The following is a 19,461-nucleotide window of genomic DNA, read 5'->3' as shown; positions in this document are numbered from 1 at the left end:
CAAAAAAAATATGATTTCCTTTATATACATTTGTGCTAATATTAACACTAATTTTTAACTAATTATGAACTTGAAAAAAATCTCCCTAGTATTGTTTTTGGCAGCAGCGTTTGCCTTTGTTGGTTGTTCTAAAGATGAGACAGAAACGTCTGAAGCTGGATTACGTACTAAAGTATTTGCTTTAAATGCTGCGGATAATGCAGACATTTCTGGAACGGCTACATTTACAGAAAAAGAGGACGGAACAACAACAATCTTCTTAAGTTTAACCAATTCTAATAATGATATTCACCCAGCATTTATTTATTTAGATGATGTTTCTTCTACAGGTGAAGTAGCGATCACTTTAGCGCCTATTGAATGTAACTGTGAAGAAAGTACTACAGAAGTTTCTATGTTAGACAACGGTACGGCAATTACGTTTGATGAATTGCTATTTTTTGATGGAAACATTAGAGTTCACCAAAGTGCTAGTGACTTAGAAACAGTTATTGCTCAAGGGAATATTGGTATCAATGCGATCAACGAACAAGCGAAATAATTAAAGAATATTTTATATAAAAAAGCCTCGAAGAATTTTCTTCGAGGCTTTTTTAATAATACTTAATACTTAATACTGCGTACTAGTATTCTTTTTTATCTTGCTTACTATCCCAAGCATTAAACACTTCTAAAGCGTCTTTACGTGCGAGTTGTACAAACTTAATTTGACGTCCGTCAATATCTTTATCGATCTCATCATAAATAAACTGATCATCAAACTGTATGGCAGCAGCATCTTCACGGCTACATCCAAAATAAACCATCTTTGGTCTGGTCCAGTAAATAGCGCCTAAACACATAGGGCAGGGCTCACAAGACGTATAAATAGTACAATCGGTAAGTTCAAAATTATTTAATTTTTTACAGGCTTCACGAATGGCAACTACCTCAGCATGTGCTGTAGGATCATTGGTAGACGTAACTTTATTGTAGCCTTCTGCGATAATTTCATCGTCTTTTACAACTACAGCTCCAAAAGGGCCACCAGCATTAGCATTCATACCTTCTGCGGCAAGTGCTATCGCTCTTTTCATGAAAAACTCATCTCTTTCTGTCATGCTTCTTTTCAATTTTAAAATGCGGGCAAAATTCGACAATTTATATAGAAATCCGAATAGTTAGCCCACATTTTATAAACAAAACAGAAATTTAAGCAATTATGCGAGCGAAGTTATACGCAGCAAAAATCAAATTATCTTTGCTATTCGCCATGGCTTCTTGTATGGTGCTAATCTCTTTTAAAATTGCAGTAGTATAGGTAATGCCTAGTGTTTCTTGTGCTTCGATAGATAAATCTACCACACCACATAAGGCTGCTACTTTTATTTTTTCTCGGTGGGCAGCGTTTAACACCCCTTGAATTGTTTTTCCTGATAAGGATTGATCATCTAATTTTCCTTCGCCTGTAATAATCCAATCAGCATTTTTTATTTGAGCGTCAAAATCGGCCAATTCTTTAATTAGTTCGATGCCTGATGCCAGTACACCGTTTAAAAATACAGAAACCCCTACTCCCATTCCTCCAGCAGCACCACCCCCTTTAATGGATTGCACCTCTATATTGTACATGGAATTAACCACACGGGCAAACTGCTGCAGTCCAAGATCTAGTTCGGCTATTTGGTTTTTGTCAGCTCCTTTCTGGGCCGCATAAATATATGCAGCTCCCTCTTTACCGTACAAAGGATTGGTAACGTCACAGGCGACTTGTACTTTGAGTCTTTTTAGATTTTTAGCTACTTTGTTGGCAGCAATATGGTGGATTTTGATCAAATTAGCGCCAATGGGTTTCAGAATCTGATTATTGACATCAAAAAACTCAAAGCCTAGAGCAGCGGCCATTCCAATTCCTGCATCATTAGTCGCACTCCCTCCAATACCTAAAATTAAGTGCTCCGCTCCCCTACTCACACAATCTGCAATTAGTTCTCCTGTGCCATAACTGCTGGCATTCATACAATCAAAATCATCAGCATTTAATAATTTTAAGCCCGAAGCTTCTGCCATTTCTATAAAAGCAGTTTTGGTTTCATCAGAATACAAGTACGATGCTTCTACTTTTTCAAAATGCGGATTGTTAACATTCACCGTAACCATGATCCCTTGAATGTAATTTTTAATAACAGCAACTGTACCATCGCCACCATCCGCCAACGGAATTTTTAAAATATCCGCTTGCGGAAATACTTTTAGGAGTCCCTCTTCCACGGCATCGCAAAATTCAATACCAGTTAAAGAGCCTTTAAATTTATCGGGTGCAATTACAAATTTCATCGTGTGTTTTTTAACTTAAAATAGCAGGTAATGAGGTGCTTATTAATACAATTACGCAAAAATAAACCACTAAAATAGCCAGTTCTTTTCTACTAGGGTCATAGACTACTTCTAACCCTTCTTTTGGTTTAGCTTTCACAATATAACTCACACTTAATGCCACAATGATTGTAACTAAACAACCCAGTGCATTCCACCAGAACCAGAATATTTGAGGTACATAAAGCCATAAATACATATTAAACAGTACTCCAGCTATGATCCCGATATTAGCCCCTAAGGCATGGGTTTTTTTCGTAGCAATGGCCAAAATAAATACGGCCAGTATAGGACCGTAAAAAACAGAACTAATCTTATTGATGACCTCAATCACGGTACCTTCAATGCTTCCTGCAAAAAAAGCAAAGAATAAACACACCAAGCCCCAAAATATAGATAAGTATCTAGAGTAGCTGATGTATTTTTTGTCTTCCATATGAGGTTTAAACCGTTTTACAATATCTTCCATAGTTACCGCAGAAAGTGAATTTACTGTAGAACTTAAACTAGACATTGCTGCAGACATAATCGCGACGATTAGTATGCCGATGACCCCGTTAGGTAAGTATTTAATGATAAAAACAGGTACCATTAAATCGGCCCTTTTACCTTCTAAAGAGCCAATATTTGCATGGTACACGGTATCTATCATTTCTTGATAACTAACATCTTGCACCAAAAGTGTTCCAAGCACCAATCCCATAATACAATAGGTTAAGGTAAAAGGGAACCGCAGTAAACCATTGGCTAATAATAACTTTTTTAACGAAGGCATATCTTTAGAAGACAATAAACGTTGGGATTGCGTTTGGTCTGTTCCGTAGTAAGAGGCATATAAAAAGAAACCCCCTAAGACCATAGGCCAAAAACCAAATTCATCATTCCCATCGGCATTATTAAAACCCCATTTACTAAAATCTACTGCCTGAATACGGTCTGGATCTACTTTCGTTAAGAAATTATCTACGCCACCTAACTCACTAAAACCATAAAACAAACAAATAATAATTCCGAAAAAGAGAATCGTCATCTGAATCACATCGCCCCAAATGACCGCTTTCATTCCGCCTTGAAAGGAATAGATCATAGTAATAACACCAATCAAAAGCACAGAAACAACAAAATCTAATTGGATGGTCGCCTGTAGTATCAGTGCCATGGCATAGACCATAACTCCAGTAGCTACCGACCTACTAATCTGAAAAACAACACTAATTAAGAGTCTGGAGGAAGAATCAAAACGTTTTTCTAAGTATTCGTAAACACTTACTATTCCAGATTTATATAAGGTAGGTAAGAGTACTATTAATAAAAAAGCCATGGCTAGAGGCACTCCAAATTCATACGTAAGCCATTGCATACCTCCCCCCTGTTTTAAACCTACAAAAGCGGGAGCAGAGATAAAACTAACTGCCGATAATTGTGTTGCCATTGTAGATAAACTCAAGGGAAACCACCCCATAGATTTACCTCCTAAAAAGTAATCTCCTGAAGTTTTATTCTCTTTAAAAAAGAAGCCCATAGCCAGAAAAGCTAAGAGATATACTATTATAATAATATAATCTAGATAGTTCATTGTTGGTTGGTTTTGTGGTTATTTAAGCATATCTATAAGCAATGCAGCACTCCATGAAAAGTTATTACCACCATACCCGATCTTTTCGGTTTCTCCTACTTTTTTAATAGGATTAAAATACTCAAAAAAGCCGTTATTTTCTATTAATGCTATAGAATCTTCTTTGACACGCTGCGCAATGTCATTAAAACCATAGCGTTTTAGCCCCTTGTACAGAATCCAGTTCATATTTATCCAAACGGGACCTCTCCAGTATTTTTTAGGATCAAAACGATCACTATGTGGGTCAAATGAAGCACACAAGTATAATTCTTCGCTCCCAAATTTCCCCATCATGGTTTGTATTAAAAGATTTGCTCTCTCTTGATTAGGAATCCCTGCATATAAAGCGGAAAAGGATGAAGAAGTTACAAAACGGATAGGCTTGTCTATTTTTAAATCGTAATGAACATACGCGTTAAGTTTGTCGTCCCACAATTTTTTATTGAAGCCTTTAATACTCTTTTTTTGCCATTTTTCTAGTTGGGCTACTTTTCCTGTATCGCCTAATAATCGGTATAAATTGATAAGCGATTCATTAGATTTTATCAGCATCGCATTAAATAAAGGATCCAAAACAAGGAAAGGTGAATGTGCGGCAATTTTAGCATCGTTATAGTTGTGCTCTTTAGCAATTTCTATAATATTTAAATAATGATCATACTCGCGTTTTGTTGGGCGCTGTGAAGCATCTACATGAGTTGTATCCCTGCGCTCAAAGGTATAATCTGGCGGATTCATCGTTTTCCAGATATCATCCCAAATAGGAGAATTATCGGTGCCAGATTCCCAATTGTGATAGATAAAAACAAGGCCTTCATTATGTATATCTCTATGGGTATAGAAATAAACGTGATTGTCATATACTTTATCTATTTGAGTAGCGATATAGCTTAAAATAGCTTCTTTGTCTTTTGCGATGCGATACATTTCTTCAAGTACAAAACCTGTAACTGGAGGTTGTGTCATTCCTGTAGATTTGTATTTTTTTGAAGCAAGCGGACTCAAATCTGAGCGGTGTACGTCTGCTCCCGGAAAATAAGAATCAGTTTCATTGTGAAAAATGATATGCGGAATGAATCCGTTTTCCCATTGCGCATCTAATAAGGTCGCGATTTCAGTTTTCGCTTTTTCAATATCATAATGTGCTTGTCCAATAGCAATAAAACCACTATCCCACTTCCATTGAAAAGGATATAAGCCTTTACAAGGTATTGTAAAACCACCCTCTTGGAAGTTTTCATCTAAAATGCTTATGGCCTGTTTGATTAAATGTTCTTTCATAAATAAATAGAATTAAAACACATTGGAAGCTCTCAGGAACCAATGTGTTTGGTCAATAATAAAAACTTAACTTAAAAAGTAAATGTCGCGTTTAAGAATACACGTGTTGGTAAAATTGGTCTCCCAACGAAATATGCTTCTTCTGTTTGTGTGTTATTCAATCGTGGAGAACCTTCTGTAATTCCTTCAGAATTAAATAAGTTATATACTTGAGCACCAAGTCTAACACTACCGCCATCTTCATCTGTCTTAAAGGTATATCCTAGATTTAAGTTTGCAATACTGATAGCATCTAACTCAATCGTATTTGAATCATTTGTATATTTTTTACCGGTATAGTTGTAATTAAAACCAGCATCAAATACGGCGTTATCATACTCTAAACCAATAGCATTTATAAAGTTTGGCTGTCTAGAAATCTTATTCCCTTCAAATTCTGGGTTTGCAGTAGAGGTACTGATTTCATGACTTTGTATGGTTAGCGAACCGTTTAAGCTAAAATCTTGAACAAATCTCCAGTTGTAGGTACCTTCAAAACCAAAAGTTTTGGTGTCTTGTGTATCTACATCCTCAATAAACCCGCCACCTGGAGCATTGATGAAGTTAACAACTCTACGGTCGTTAAGGTTTATGGCATAAAAAGCACCCGTACCAGAGAAGTTATTTTTTCCGTATTTCACCCCTACTTCTCCTTGAACAATTTTTTCTGTATCATAACTACTAGGGTTTCCAAAATCATCAAATTTAGTTCCTCTTAATTCTGGGAAGAAATAGCCTCTAGAAAAGTTACCATAGGCACTAAGCGCATCACTTACTTTGTACAAGCCAGCTAAAGCAACGGCAAAGTCATCTGCCGAAACGTGCCCTCTTGTCCAGCTTCCATTACCCCATGTAACATTGTCTAAATTAGCTATTCCAGTATTATCAACAGCATAAGAAGTTGAGCCTTCGTTTTCAATATCTCCAGAAGCACGCTCGTAACGAACTCCAAAATCTAAATTCCAACGCTCTAGTTTAATTTCATCTGCTAAGAACAAGGCAATTTTATTACTAGAAATATTTCTGTTGGTATACGCAGTACCTCTATTGGTCACCCCGTTTATAGAATACCCAGAAAGCTCTACTAAATCGGGGCTATTATTATATTCCCCTAAATAGTTGGTGATGACATTAAAATCTCCTGCGGTAGATCTAGAAATAAAAGTACCCCCTGTGATGGTGTGATCCCCAGCTGTTCTTGTTAATTTAATATCTGCCATGGTCTCAGACAAAGGTCTTGTTCTGTCTAGAAGTCGGTTTTCAAATAATAAGGCATCAGCAGCTAAGGGCTGTCCGTTTAAATAGGTGAAATCTCCACCTGTTAAACCTCTTGCGGCTAAATATTCTGTTTGCGTTTCTACAACATTAGCACCGCTAACCCCACTACCATCTAAAAATAAATTAAACTGGTGTGCATATTTAGAGTAACGCAACTTGGCATCCATTTTTAAATTATCAGAAAAATTATGCTTGAAATGCGTTAGGAAAAATCCGCCTTTTGTAGCAACCCCATCTTCAATAGGAGATTCATACACCCCATCTGGTGTTCGGTACGAAATGTTTGATGCCGCGGCTGTTTGTAAGGTATAAATCGTATTTCCATCATTACCAGTAGGACGGTCACGAGAACCACCTTCTAAAGGATAAGGTAAAAAGAACTGTACTTTATCATCTATAAATTGGCCAGAAAAAGTAATTGAACCATTTTTAGTCACCTGCTTAAGGTTCCCTCTTAATTGAAACCCTTCTGTTGGTAATCCTGTTTTAATAGGTCCGTCATCATAACGATAGAAACCAGAAAGCGCGTAAAAGGTATTAGAATCTTCGCCACCTAAAGGACCACTAGTCACAAAATCTGCCTTGTAGCGAGAGTTTGTAGCCACTTCTGTACGAATTGTTGTTTTCTGATTTACACCACCTGTGATGCTGTTGTAGTTAATAATACCAGCGACAGATCCTACTCCGTATAATATAGAAGAACCCCCACGTACAAATTCTAAATTTTTAATACCGATATCATTTCTAAAATAAACATCATGCGCAGAAGAGTTAAGTCCGAACGTGCTCAAAACAGGCATGCCGTCAATCTGTAAAGGTGTATATTGGTATTGACCACCAGAAGGCAATCCTCTAACAAAAACGTTTGAGGCTACTTCACCACCACCACCTTCAGCAGTAATACCAGGAACACCAATTAGAATATCAGCTTGACTGCTTGTATTCGCTTTTGCTAGCTGTTTAGCGCCTAAAGAGGTAACAGATAAAGGAGATTCTTTCTGCGACCTTGTCGTAGATGTTGCTGTCAACAATATTTCATCTAATTGTTCCCCACTTTCTATCATTACAATGTTTACCTGTACAGTGCCTCCATTTAATGTGGCTTGTTTCTCAACCGCTCCGTATCCAATATAGGTAACGCGAATAGTTTGTGAGCCAGTTAAATCTGAGTTTAAACTGTAATTTCCGTCAAAATCGGAAATAGTTCCTGCGGTGGTACCCTTAATAATAATGTTGGCACCTGCAACGGGTATTCCTGAATCATCTGTTACCACACCTTTCACTTCTGTCTGTGCAGCAGCACTAGAAAATCCAAGGATGCAAACGAATGCAAAAATTAAATTCTTCATAATTTTTTGTTTAGTTAATACTGTTTTTTGAGTTAATTATTTAATTACAGGCTAAATTTATATGGATAACACATTAATTTGATAGGAATTTTATAAATTTCTTATGCAAACGATTGCGGGAACGTTTGCAAAATGTTAAATTTACTTTTGGACCCGTAAAAAATTGGCAAACGCTATCATTTTCGAAGATGGAAAAAAAAACGACAGTTACATTAAAAGACCTCGCAGAGCGTTTAAGTCTCTCTGTGTCAACAGTATCAAGAGCTTTAAATGATCATCCTGATATTAGTGAGCGCACGGTTCAAAGGGTTAAAGATTTAGCTGAAAAGTTAAATTATGTTCCCAATCTGTTCGCAAAAGGGTTCCGCTCCCATAGAACACATATTTTAGGGGTAATTGTGCCTAATATTTCACACTTATATACCTCCACTTTATTAAAGGGAGTATTAATCGAAGCGGAACAAAATGGGTATCGGGTTATTATCTCAGAATCAAACAATAGTGAAGACAAGCAGGCTGAAATGTTACAAACGATGTTACAATTTGGTGCCGATGGCATTTTGTTGTCTTTAGCGAAAAAAACAAAATCTATCCATCAGGTATTGGAAACGTTACAGCGGATTCCCTTAGTATTGTTTGATAAAGTCTCAGAAAAAGTACCTTGTACTCAGATTGTAATAAATGAGGAAGAAGCGGCTTTCAATGCTGTAGAACATTTAATTGGTTTAGGAAAAAAAAGAATCGCCATCCTTAAAGAAACGGAGAATTCCTTCAATTCTGAAAAACGCTTTGAAGGTTATAAAAGAGCTTTAAAAACGTATGGTATTCCGTTCGATCCAAAATTAGTACAGAGTACGGAAGACATTTCATTGAATAATGGCAAGCGACTTACGAATGTTTTATTGAGTCAGAAAGTAAGGCCAGATGCTATTTTTGCAATTACGGACAATGCCGCTATTGGCGCTATTAAAGCATTGCACAAATTTAATGTGAAAATTCCCGAAGAGGTTGCTGTAGTAGGATTTAGTAATTCTATAAATTCAACCATAATACAGCCAGAGCTATCTACCGTAGATCAGCCTGGAGAACGTATTGGTAGAATTGCAGCGAAGTCATTGATAGAAGAGATCAATCACCCAAGCAAGCAGTTGATTTCTAAAACGATTGAGATTAAGACAAATTTGATTGTACGGGATTCTTCTTTTAAAGCTATTTAATTTTCTTCATTTGGTATTTCAGAAACTGTGCCTCTAAAGCCTATAGAAGTTCTTTGTGAACTGTTAACCCTAATTTCCGTGGTCCAATTAGGAAAAAGTAAGACGGTAAACGTATACTGTTCGTTTGTTTCTCCTGAAATTTTAAACTTAACGGTATGTATTTGTGTACTATTATTCTTAACATGTTCGTAGGCTGTAGGTATATTTTCAAAGCTTATACCCGTATCATTAGAATTATACCCACCACCTATTTGACGTTCTCCAAAGAAAGGTAAGCGTGCTTTGATACTATCGCCTTTAATACGAAGGTAATTTGTATTGCCTATTAAATTAATAGCCCCCGGAGAATTTCCAGGACCTAGTAAACCGCTATTAGCGAGGGCATTCATACTACTTGTTGTCATTGGTGAAGCTCGATCAGAAATAATTAAAAATTTTTTTTCCACAACGAGTTTATCCAGAGCTTTACTTTTAGGGGTGGCAGCGATAGTCTTGTTGGTAGTGCTGCATCCTAAAAGTAAACATCCAGAAAATAAGAAAAATAAAAGGCGAAATAACATATGGTTTACCAAAGTAATTTAATGTTGTTGTGCCCTTGAATAATAAGCGTGAAATTCAGATTGTAAGGTAATAAAATCATCCAATTGCGTTTTAATCCTATCAATTTGATTTTCTAAAAGTTCTTTTCGCTCTCTAACTGTTTCAATAATTTCTTGATTCGTTTTTTTTAAGCGATACATTTGTTGTTTTAACAAACTTTTCCGTTCAAAAAGATATTCCGTTTTTGGCTCACAAGTGTAACTATTGAGCTTTACATCTAATTGATCAAGTTCTTTTGAATATCGCTCTAATTTGATTAAATAATTGCGATTAGTTAAAAGATTTTTTTGCTGTGAAGTGTTAATTTTTGAATCTCTCATGTTCCCGTATTTAAATCCACTTTTAATGTACGAAAAATACTTCATATTAAATATGATTTAATATGGTATTAATGCAGATTTAACAATTACTTTAAGAAATAAATGTGTTATCTTTAAGTATTAGAAAAGAGTTAAGATTAGTAACCATTTAATAAAAGTATATATATGAATATCAATTTTGAATATGACGGCGTAAAAGCAAGTGAAAGATTAGAAATTTTCGCAGGTAAGAAACTTACAAAGCTTTTTGATAAACATGATAATATTATTCGTGCAGATGTATTTTTCAAAAAAGAAAATACGTCTACTCCAGATACAGGGCTAATTTGTAATATAAAATTAAGTATTCCTGGGCCAGTTTTATTTGCTGAATCTAGTAATGGTAGTTTTGAGGCATCAATAGCTTCATCTGTTGATGAATTAGATCGTCAGCTTAAAAAAAGAAAAGATAAAATGAGTAGAGTTAAATAATCATATACATTTTGTATTTTAAAAAGCCCAGGCAAGTTATTGTCTGGGCTTTTTGATTCAAAGGAAGTAGCCTTAAAAATTGCTGCTTCGTTTGATAGGTGTTTTTTACATCCTGTTATTATTTAACAATCGGTAATTTAATCTGAGAGGCATATTGTTTGCTATGATGAATGGTATTATGAGCTGTAATTCCTTCTTTTTCATCAAAATTGTTACCTCCTGTATTCAGGTTTCTAGCAAAACGCGGAAAATTACTGCTTGAAACTTCAATGCGTATGCTATGTCCCGCCATAAAATAATTACTGGTAGACATAGGGGTTAAATTCACTTCATAAACTGTTCCTTTTTCCATAAATACTTCCTTGTCATAGCCTTCTCTATATCTAACGCGCTGTATCGTTTCATCTAAATTATACGCCCTTCCATCAGGATATACGTCTATTAATTTTATAGTAATATCCGTATCTTTTACATCTGAAGAAATATATAATTTACTTTCGATAAAACCTGAAACTTCTACCCCTTCAGACAATGGTGCTGTTGTATAGACTAAAATATCTTCTCTACCTTCCATAGATTGTTGATCAAAAGCCCCTCCTTGTACAGCATTACCAGTACAACATACATTTCCGCCATAAGAAGTAACAGGATTCATAGGATCGTAAATGAAGGAGTCCGCATCATCTTTCTTTGGGGGTTTCGTACTCAAAACGCCATCGCCTTTATTCGTATTGGCATGACCCGTACTATTTAGGTAATAGGTTTTCATTTTCGCTTTTTCAGGGGGCCAACTTTCTGAAGCTTGCCATGTATTACTTCCCATCGTGTAATACTGTACGCGGGGTGTTTTCTCTTTAAAATCATTCGCTTCTCCCTTCAACCATAAGTCGAACCAAGCAAAAATTTGCTCTTCATAATTCAACCGAGCATCCCCAACACTACGTTCACCAACTACGGTGTTTTCTGTAGCCCTTGTATAGCCGCAATGTAAGGTAGGTGCAATGATTAAATACTGATTGTCTCTGATGTCTTTATCCTTAGTATTGTTACGTACATGATTAAACAGTGCTAAATTGGGACTTATAGAAACATCATACCATGACGCAAACCAAAAGCTAGGCACTCCCAATTCCATTGTGTCATGGAAAAGACCACCTTCAAACCATTCGGGGTCATTAGGCTTACGGCGTACCATTTTATCAAAAATTTCTTTTTTTCCGTGTATGTTTTTTAGAATGTCTTGAAGGGGTAAATGAGATAATGCCGCAGCCATATCAACCGGAGGATTTTCCGGAGCTAGGTCATAAAATCTAGAGATACGTATAAGGTCTTCTTGGGTAGCTCCTGCAGGAATACGTGGTTTAAACTTATCGTGTTCTACACCGTAGAGCCATGAAAAAAAGAGTAATTGCTCCGCACCACCTCGATACCAATTCCCTTGCTCATAATAGTCGCCCACTGTTCCTATACCCGCGCCAAAACCTTGTGGAATCATAGCCGCATGTGACGGATGATCAAGTGCAGCCACCGCCATTTGCCATTCTGCCGTAGAAGAACATCCTAAAGTACCTATTTTTCCGTTTGACCAAGGTTGATTTTTCATCCACGAAAAAGCATCATAACCATCTGTTAATGGAACTCCTAAAATATCCCATTCTCCCTCAGAAAAATACCTTCCACGTTCGTTTTGAACCACATAAGCATATCCTTTTTCTACCATTTTATAGGCGGTTTCCATGGTGCGTGTTGTTTCTTTACCATCTCTCCACGTATTAAAGTTGTATGGCGTTCTTGAAAATATTATAGGAACAGGACCATCAGTTTTGGGCCTATAGATATCTGTTGCCAATCGGATTCCGTCTCTCATAGGAATCATTACTTTTTGGTCAATTATAGCTATTTTTTCTAGCTTTTTGAGAATGTCTGATTGTGCTTGAATCGTTGTTCCTATGCCGAAGAGAAAAACAAAAAGGAAAAACAGAATTAGGTTATTTTTTTTCATGAGTGTTAAAGAAATTAGTTAGTTTCGCAGCATATGTTGCGCTATTCTTTTTAAAAGTAAGAAAAATAGTTTAAGAATGTATTGCAGCTGTGTCTTTTATGGATGTGTTCTTAATCGCATTCTTTAATTACATTTACATAAAAATTTACCCTTATTTATTCAAGATATTATAATGATTTGTACATTTACATTTTAAAATTCAGCTATGTTAATTTGGGGATTATTTTTGGCGTTAATTGTGGTTTTTTTAGCCCTTGATTTGGGTGTTTTTAATAAGGAAGACCATGTTATAAAAACAAAAGAAGCGAGCATATGGACCGCCGTTTGGGTAACTGTGGCTTTAGCGTTTAGCGGAGTGATTTATTGGCTGTTCTCTGCGGGGCTAATAGAAAATCCTACGGGTCTTACTCCAAAAGGTGCCGTTTTAAAGTACATTACAGGATATTTAATAGAACTTTCTTTAAGTATTGACAACGTGTTTGTTATTGCTGTAATTTTTACTTCTTTTAAAATTCCATTAATTTACCAACATCGCGTATTGTTTTGGGGAATTCTAGGAGCCATAGTTTTTAGAGCTTTGATGATCTTTTTTGGGGTAGCTTTAATCACTAGATTTGAGTGGATCATCTATGTATTTGGGGTATTCTTATTGTATACCGCTTTTAAAATGCTTAAAGGTGATGAGCATGATTTTGATCCAAAAAAATCGTTTGTATTCCGTCAGATTAAAAAAGTGTATCCGATAACCTCTGAAATTAACGGGCATGATTTTTTTGTAAAGAAAAAAGGGCTGAATGCCGCTACTCCCCTGTTTGTAGCCTTAATTGTTATTGAGTTGACGGATATTTTATTTGCACTAGATAGTATTCCTGCCATCTTAGCTATAACGGCAGATCCATTTATTGTTTTTACCTCTAATATTTTAGCCATATTAGGACTGCGTTCTATGTATTTCTTAATTTCTAGAATGTTGCAGAAATTTAGATACATCAACTACAGCTTGGTGGTAATCTTAGCTTTTGTAGGTATAAAAATGCTTTTGTCTCATCAAGTAGAATTTCCAGAATGGCTTTCTTTAGGAATTATAGCCTTAGCATTAATTGGTGGTATAGTAGCATCGCTGGTCATTAAAGAGAAAGAAGAAACTGCATAACTTATTTTGCATCTAATTTATTCTGAATAATCTGTAAAGCATTGTTAACAGTGAGCATCTGATCCATGTCTTCATTTTCTAGCGTAATATCAAACGCATCTTCAACATCTAGCACAATATCTACGAGGTTGGCAGAATTGATATTTAACTCATTTATAAAATGACTTTCGTTGGTAAGCTCCGAAATAGCGACATCTTCTGGGAGGTAAATTTTTATAATTTCTTTTAATTTTTGGTAGCGTTCTTCAGTTTCCATAAGGTATATTTAAAATAGTGATAGGTTTAATTGCTAAATCTTTTAAAAATAGCACATGCATTTACATCTCCAAAGCCAAAACTTGCTTTTGCTATAATTTCGGGGGAATGCGTAATGGTTTGTTGTGGAATTTTTTGGGGAGCTATTAGACTTGTAATTTCAGGATGTAGATCTTCACAGTTGATATTTCCAAACACGAGATCTTCTTTAAACTGCATTATACTCGCAACGGCCTCAATACTCCCTGCAGCGGCTAAGCAGTGCCCAAAAATGCCTTTAAAAGAATTGATATAAGGAAAATCACCTCCTTTACGCCCTAAGGCTTTGCTCCAATTTTCTATTTCCAAGGCGTCTTTAGCGGTAGCCGTTAAATGTCCATTGATAACATCAATAGCTGCTGCGGCTATATTAGCATCTTTTACAGCCTCAGTAATACAGCGTTGTACGGCTTCACTGTTTGGCGCAGTCATTGTACCTTCGCCTCTTTGTCCGCCACTATTCACCGCACCACCAAGTACTTCTGCATAAATAGGAACACCTCGTTCTAACGCGCTCTCTAAAGATTCTAATACCAATGCCCCCGCCCCACTTCCTGCAACAAAACCAGTTGCGGAGGCACTCATAGGTCTGCTGGCTTTGGTAGGATTATCATTATAGGTTCTTGGTAGTATTCGCATGGCGTCAAATCCGCCCCAAACATAAGGGCCGCTATCACTGCAACTGCCTGTAAGTATGATCTTTGCTTTGCCTAACTTAATGCGTTCATACGCCATCAAAATACCTTCGGTGCCTGTAGTGCATGCAGAGGAATTGGTCGTAACTTGATTGCCGCAGCCTAAGATACCTCCTAAATAAGCGCTGATGCCGCTAGCCATGGTCTGCATTACTGAGGTACTGCCTAATCGGCGGGTGTTTTTGGCATCAATTAAATGAATAGATTCCCTAAATTGGTCTACGCCTAGTATTCCTGTTCCAAAAATAATTCCGTTATCCCAATCCGGAGAAGTATTATCTTCAATAGGCAATTTAGCGTCTTTCCAAGCATCTACACCGGCGATCACTCCATACACAATCCCCGTAGAATTTAAAGCGCGCAATTGTAATGGCGTAAAATACTCCTGTTTGTGGGCATCTGTTACCTGTGGCTTACCTGCAATGTGACAACCGAAGGCTAAATCATCCAATTCTTGTTGGAAACGGATACCACTGATTCCATTTTTTAAGGAATGGGTAAACTCTGAAATAGTTACGCCATTTGGAGCGCAAACTCCTAAACCTGTAATGACCACGCGATTATTCATTCGTTTTACTTTTAAGCATTCCTGCAATAGTTCCTTTACAGACTAGTTTTCCAGCAGCATTATGCATTTTTACTTTGCATTTCAATTTATGAAATCGAAAGTATATTTTTTCAGAAGTGACATATACTTTTTCACCAGGATACACGGGTAAATAGTATTCCATTTCTGAACTCGTTAACGCAATTTGTAGCGCTTCATCACTTAAAGTGTTACTTGAAGTAACTAGATGAATCCCTAAGCATACTAGCCCAATTTGAGCGCAACATTCTGTTAGGAGTACACCTGGAGTTATTGGATTATCTTTAAAGTGACCTTTGTAAAAATCAGCTTCTTTTTTAAAGGTATAAAATCCTGAGACACCATTCAAATCAACAGCCGTTAAGCCGTCAACAAATAAAAACGGAGGCGTATAAGGCAATTGCGCTATAATAGTTTGGTATTCCATAATTATTGCAAACTTTCTCCCCCATCTACTTTAATCACCGTTCCTGTAATCCATTTTGCTTCCTCCATAGTTAAGAGATAAACTGCATTTGCAACGTCTTCTGGGGTGGTTAATTTTTTGTTTGGATTCCGATGCAAGGCACTTTCTTTTATGCGTTCATATCCAGGGATCATCTTAAGCGATGCTGTTTCTACAATTCCTGCCTGAATACAATTTGCTTTAATCCCAATAGGAGCAAATTCTAAGGCTATATTACGTGTTATGGCTTCTAGAGCTACTTTAGCAACGGAAACTGCCGCATAATTGGGTATGGCCTTGGTGTTGCCCTCGCTAGTAAAAGAAATTATCCGAGTATCTGTAGCGAACAACTTATTTTTTACTAAATCTTTGGTCCAGTCATATAAACTAATTGCCATGGCATCAAGGGTAATCGTGAAATCTTGGTGCTCTAATTCTTTTTCAATTTCGGAATGCATAGGCTTAAGATTTCCTTTGGCGATACTGTGTACCAAAATAGCAATAGACGCTGCGTCTATCCAGGTTTTGATATCTTCAATCACTTCGGTTCTTTTCTCGGGATTGGTACCATCTACATTATAATTCTTAAGTAGAACTCCATGTTGTCTTATGGCTTCAAAATCGGCTGTAATCTGTGCTAAATCACTCCTTCTGCTGCGATGAACGATAATTAGATTAATATTATGTTGCGCTAGTTTTTTGGCAGTAGCCAGACCTAGTCCACTACTTCCGCCAAGGATAACCGCCCATTTATTTTTTGAAATTTCAGTCATATTACCATTCTAATAAAACCCGTTGTGCAGAGAATCCTGGGCCAAAACTCAATACCAGTCCTTGTTCTCCTTTAGGGATATCTTTTTCTAAAAAACGCTCTAATACATATAAAACAGTAGCACTACTCATATTTCCATAAAGGCGAAGCACCTCTCGTGTGTCGTCAATATTTTTCCCTAAGGCACCAAAAAGCTCTTCTACGGTTTGTACTATTTTGCGTCCACCAGGATGAAAAATCAAATGATCTACTTTTTCAATAGCACTTCCATTCTTTTTTAAAAAGGGATGGACAATATCAGGAAAATGCGCAGCAATAGTTGCAGGTACAGCAGGATCTAATATCATTTGTAAGCCATTATTCGTCAAATCGAAGCCCATCATATGCGTGGCATCTTTAAAATGATACATTTCATCTCCAATGATTTTAGGCCCTGTGGCATTTTCTTCCGAAGACAGCAAGACACAAGCGGCACCATCACCAAAAATGGCAGCACTTACCATATTTGCCATAGAATAATCTTCTAATTGAAAAGTAGCTGTGGGGCTTTCAACCGCTATAATAGCGGCCCTCTTATTTGGATTAGCTTTTAAAAAGTTGGTGGCGTAAATAAGTCCTGAAACACCTGCAGCACAACCCATTTCTGTAACGGGAAGGCGCACAATATCCTGTCTTAAATTTAAATCATTGATCAAATAGGCGTCTAAAGAGGGAATCATGATGCCTGTACAACTTACGGTGATGATATAATCCAAAGAATCTGGTTCCCAATCGGATTTCTGTAAGGCTTTTTGTAGTACCTGCTTCCCTAATTTTTTTACTTCCCGAACGTAGATCTTATTTTTAGCTTCAAAAGAAGTGGATGCAAATACCTCTTCGGGCGCCATAATACTGTAACGTTTATCAACAGCAGCCCCTTCAAATATCTTTACCACCTTACGCTGAAAACGCTCTTCTTGGCCAGCAAGCCATACTTCAACTAAAGGCAAAATATCAGCAGTCGTTCTACTGTATTCAGGAAGTTGTTTTGCAACCGATATTATTCTAACATCATTCATGTGTTTCTTTATCTAACTTAAATTATGCGTACTATATCTTTACTTTTTTTATTGGTTTCATGACCCATAAGTACCGAAAGGCCCATTTCCATTGAATGTCATGAGAAACATTGGGCAGGTTTTTTGCGTATGATTCCAATTCCTTTTTGATAAAAGCTCTTCGTATAGAGATTAGCCCATCAATTTTTGCAATTCTTGTTTTTATAAAAATAGCACTAAACAGGTGAAATAGATAGTACGCCCAGCTACTTCTTTGTAAATCATTAATAACAACCCCTATCTGGGCAAGTTTTGTAAATTTCTTTAGGAAGATTAGCACTTGATCGTCTGTAAAATGGTGCATGGTTAAGGTGTTTATTAATATATCACATTCCAATTCGTTTTCTTGAACAGTCAAAATATCCTGATAAAGGAAGCTAATTTCCGGAAATTCTTTAGCGTTTTTACGGGCAATTTTAAGGGCGGTTTTATTTAGATCGATGCCTATAAACGAAGCCTTTACGTTGCGTTTCCTGAAATATAAAGCCACTTCTTTGAGCATGTTTCCATCTCCGCAACCCATGTCTACAATGGTATAATGTTCCTTTTTATCACCGTCCATCAATTGTTGGATAGCATGGATAGTGATGTTATTACCGCCCAACAGGCTATTGACGCTATTTATATCTTGAAAAACAAGTTCTAAGGATGCTATGGGTTCATCAAAACTGTCCATCAGTTCTGGTTGGTTGCTTCTTTTTGATAGGTTAATTAACATGCGATTGGTTTTCCATGGGTTTGTTTGATAAGTAATTGTAAGAGTCTGGGTGACCTTGCTACAATTTTCATAGCGATATTTGATACCCGATCATGGAGCAAAAGCCACTGTAATTTTCGTCCCATCCAAAGACGCTGTTTAAAAGCTTTATTCCATTGTTTTTTATAGGTAACTTCTAGTAGTTTTCTATTGGGTTCTGGGGCGTTTAGATAGACCGTTAGTAATTCACTTGCAATCTTTGCGCTATGAATTGCCATAGCCATTCCATTCCCACAAAGTGGATGGATAAGTCCAGCGGAATCGCCACACATCAACAGGTGATTTTCTACGGCTTCTTTCTTTTCAAAAGATATTTGTGCAATACTTAACGGTTGCTCAAAAATAGGTGTAGCATCTTTTAGAAAGGCCTGTAAAAACGGATTTTCAGAAATCACTTTGGAGTTAAAGCTATGGATGTCTTTTTCTTTTTTAAAACTCTTGTAGTTAGCTAAATAACAAAAATTAATAGCTCCTGTTTCTGTTTTTGATAATCCCCCATATCCTCCTTTAAAATTATGTAATGCAACCAAATTATCTGGGAAATCAGGCAACTCATAGTGTGCTTTTACACCCAGCCAAGAAGATTTTTTATCCATAAAACTTCGCTGCAAATGCTTGTCCATATTTGAACGTTTTCCAAAGGCGCCAAGCGTTGTTTTAGCTGTAAATTTTTTGCCAGAATCAGTTTCAATATAGAAAATATCGTTCTTAAGAATAGCTGAGTTCACTCCTTCAAAAAAAAAAGTAATTTCTAATTCTAGAGCTTTAGTATATAAGGTATAATCTAAGGCATACCTGCTTATTCCTTTACCTCCTAAGGGTAATTTGGTGGTAAGCGTATTTCCTTGAATGGTAGAAAATTGAAGGGTGTCTATAGCGACAGCTTCTGATAAAGAGATGCCTAGTTTATTTAAATAGGGTACAATTTCATTGGAAACATATTCTCCGCATACTTTATGATGAGGATATTTTTGTTTTTCAAAGACAAGGACACGATGGTTGCTTTGTGTTAAATGAATTGCAGCCGTTAGTCCGGCTAAACCACCTCCGATAATTATAGTGTCATACGTATTCACAATAGTGAAGATACCTATTTAAACTATAAATCCCGACAGAAGAGTCGGGATTTATT

Annotated in this window: 19 protein-coding genes; 4 read left to right on the top strand and 15 right to left on the bottom strand. The window is 36.6% G+C overall.

The genetic code is table 11. The features are described from left to right. The first annotated feature begins 64 nt into the window (after positions 1-64). Positions 65-541, top strand: coding sequence for a hypothetical protein (locus GQR94_RS19760; protein WP_158978497.1), 477 nt, complete (start codon positions 65-67; stop codon positions 539-541). 82 nt (positions 542-623) lie between these two features. On the opposite strand, the gene GQR94_RS19755 is transcribed toward GQR94_RS19760, so the two are convergent. From GQR94_RS19755 to GQR94_RS19735, 5 genes are all read right to left on the bottom strand, one after another. Beyond that, a complete protein-coding gene (locus tag GQR94_RS19755; RefSeq protein WP_158978495.1) occupies positions 624-1,100 on the bottom strand; it encodes a nucleoside deaminase in 477 nt (158 codons plus the stop codon). Between the two features lie 91 nt (positions 1,101-1,191). Then, entirely contained in the window at positions 1,192-2,316 is a 1,125-nt protein-coding gene (locus tag GQR94_RS19750; protein WP_158978493.1) for a glycerate kinase, read from the bottom strand. Between the two features lie 10 nt (positions 2,317-2,326). After that, a complete protein-coding gene (locus GQR94_RS19745) occupies positions 2,327-3,931 on the bottom strand; it encodes a sodium:solute symporter (RefSeq protein ID WP_158978491.1) in 1,605 nt (534 codons plus the stop codon). A gap of 18 nt (positions 3,932-3,949) precedes the next feature. Further along, positions 3,950-5,254, bottom strand: coding sequence for a trehalase family glycosidase (locus tag GQR94_RS19740; protein WP_158978489.1), 1,305 nt, complete (start codon positions 5,252-5,254; stop codon positions 3,950-3,952). A gap of 71 nt (positions 5,255-5,325) precedes the next feature. Further along, complete coding sequence (locus GQR94_RS19735) at positions 5,326-7,920, bottom strand: TonB-dependent receptor domain-containing protein (RefSeq protein WP_158978487.1); 2,595 nt, start codon at positions 7,918-7,920, stop codon at positions 5,326-5,328. A 188-nt stretch (positions 7,921-8,108) separates the two neighbouring features. Between GQR94_RS19735 and GQR94_RS19730 the strand changes: the two genes are divergently transcribed. Continuing rightward, positions 8,109-9,137, top strand: coding sequence for a LacI family DNA-binding transcriptional regulator (locus GQR94_RS19730; RefSeq protein WP_158978485.1), 1,029 nt, complete (start codon positions 8,109-8,111; stop codon positions 9,135-9,137). On the opposite strand, the gene GQR94_RS19725 is transcribed toward GQR94_RS19730, so the two are convergent. Together GQR94_RS19725 and GQR94_RS19720 are read right to left on the bottom strand one after the other, a co-directional pair. Continuing rightward, entirely contained in the window at positions 9,134-9,697 is a 564-nt protein-coding gene (locus GQR94_RS19725; protein WP_233268495.1) for a DUF4251 domain-containing protein, read from the bottom strand. The two genes, GQR94_RS19730 and GQR94_RS19725, sit on opposite strands and share 4 nt — an antisense overlap. An 18-nt stretch (positions 9,698-9,715) precedes the next feature. Next, positions 9,716-10,057 (bottom strand): hypothetical protein, encoded by a 342-nt coding sequence (locus GQR94_RS19720; RefSeq protein ID WP_158978482.1) that lies wholly within the window; start codon positions 10,055-10,057, stop codon positions 9,716-9,718. A 165-nt stretch (positions 10,058-10,222) separates the two neighbouring features. Between GQR94_RS19720 and hpf the strand changes: the two genes are divergently transcribed. Next, complete coding sequence (gene hpf / locus GQR94_RS19715) at positions 10,223-10,528, top strand: ribosome hibernation-promoting factor, HPF/YfiA family (RefSeq protein WP_158978480.1); 306 nt, start codon at positions 10,223-10,225, stop codon at positions 10,526-10,528. A 118-nt stretch (positions 10,529-10,646) separates the two neighbouring features. On the opposite strand, the gene GQR94_RS19710 is transcribed toward hpf, so the two are convergent. Next, positions 10,647-12,530, bottom strand: coding sequence for a CocE/NonD family hydrolase (locus tag GQR94_RS19710; protein ID WP_158978478.1), 1,884 nt, complete (start codon positions 12,528-12,530; stop codon positions 10,647-10,649). Between the two features lie 205 nt (positions 12,531-12,735). Between GQR94_RS19710 and GQR94_RS19705 the strand changes: the two genes are divergently transcribed. After that, entirely contained in the window at positions 12,736-13,683 is a 948-nt protein-coding gene (locus GQR94_RS19705) for a TerC family protein (protein WP_158978476.1), read from the top strand. A gap of 1 nt (position 13,684) precedes the next feature. Here the strand turns inward: GQR94_RS19705 and GQR94_RS19700 are convergent, their stop codons facing one another. From GQR94_RS19700 to GQR94_RS19670, 7 genes are read right to left on the bottom strand one after another with little or no spacing between them, the layout of a single operon-like run. Next, entirely contained in the window at positions 13,685-13,939 is a 255-nt protein-coding gene (locus tag GQR94_RS19700; RefSeq protein WP_158978474.1) for an acyl carrier protein, read from the bottom strand. Between the two features lie 26 nt (positions 13,940-13,965). Further along, complete coding sequence (locus GQR94_RS19695; protein ID WP_158978472.1) at positions 13,966-15,240, bottom strand: beta-ketoacyl synthase; 1,275 nt, start codon at positions 15,238-15,240, stop codon at positions 13,966-13,968. Continuing rightward, positions 15,233-15,685, bottom strand: a complete 453-nt coding sequence (locus tag GQR94_RS19690; RefSeq protein WP_158978470.1) for a 3-hydroxyacyl-ACP dehydratase FabZ family protein — start codon at positions 15,683-15,685, stop codon at positions 15,233-15,235. Before GQR94_RS19690 ends, GQR94_RS19695 begins: the two co-directional genes overlap by 8 nt. Positions 15,686-15,687: 2 nt before the next feature. After that, positions 15,688-16,476, bottom strand: coding sequence for an SDR family oxidoreductase (locus GQR94_RS19685; protein ID WP_158978468.1), 789 nt, complete (start codon positions 16,474-16,476; stop codon positions 15,688-15,690). Position 16,477: 1 nt separating this feature from the next. After that, positions 16,478-17,533: a type III polyketide synthase gene (locus GQR94_RS19680; RefSeq protein WP_158978466.1), complete on the bottom strand. Its 1,056-nt coding sequence runs from the start codon at positions 17,531-17,533 to the stop codon at positions 16,478-16,480. A 31-nt stretch (positions 17,534-17,564) separates the two neighbouring features. Beyond that, complete coding sequence (locus tag GQR94_RS19675; RefSeq protein WP_158978464.1) at positions 17,565-18,290, bottom strand: methyltransferase domain-containing protein; 726 nt, start codon at positions 18,288-18,290, stop codon at positions 17,565-17,567. Beyond that, complete coding sequence (locus GQR94_RS19670; RefSeq protein ID WP_158978462.1) at positions 18,284-19,405, bottom strand: NAD(P)/FAD-dependent oxidoreductase; 1,122 nt, start codon at positions 19,403-19,405, stop codon at positions 18,284-18,286. The genes GQR94_RS19675 and GQR94_RS19670 overlap by 7 nt, the downstream gene beginning before the upstream one ends. Between the last annotated feature and the right edge of the window lie 56 nt (positions 19,406-19,461).

The organism is Cellulophaga sp. L1A9, from assembly GCF_009797025.1.
GTDB lineage: Bacteria > Bacteroidota > Bacteroidia > Flavobacteriales > Flavobacteriaceae > Cellulophaga.
Note: the sequence above shows the minus strand (reverse complement) of the source record. Positions and strands in the feature narration are given on the sequence as shown.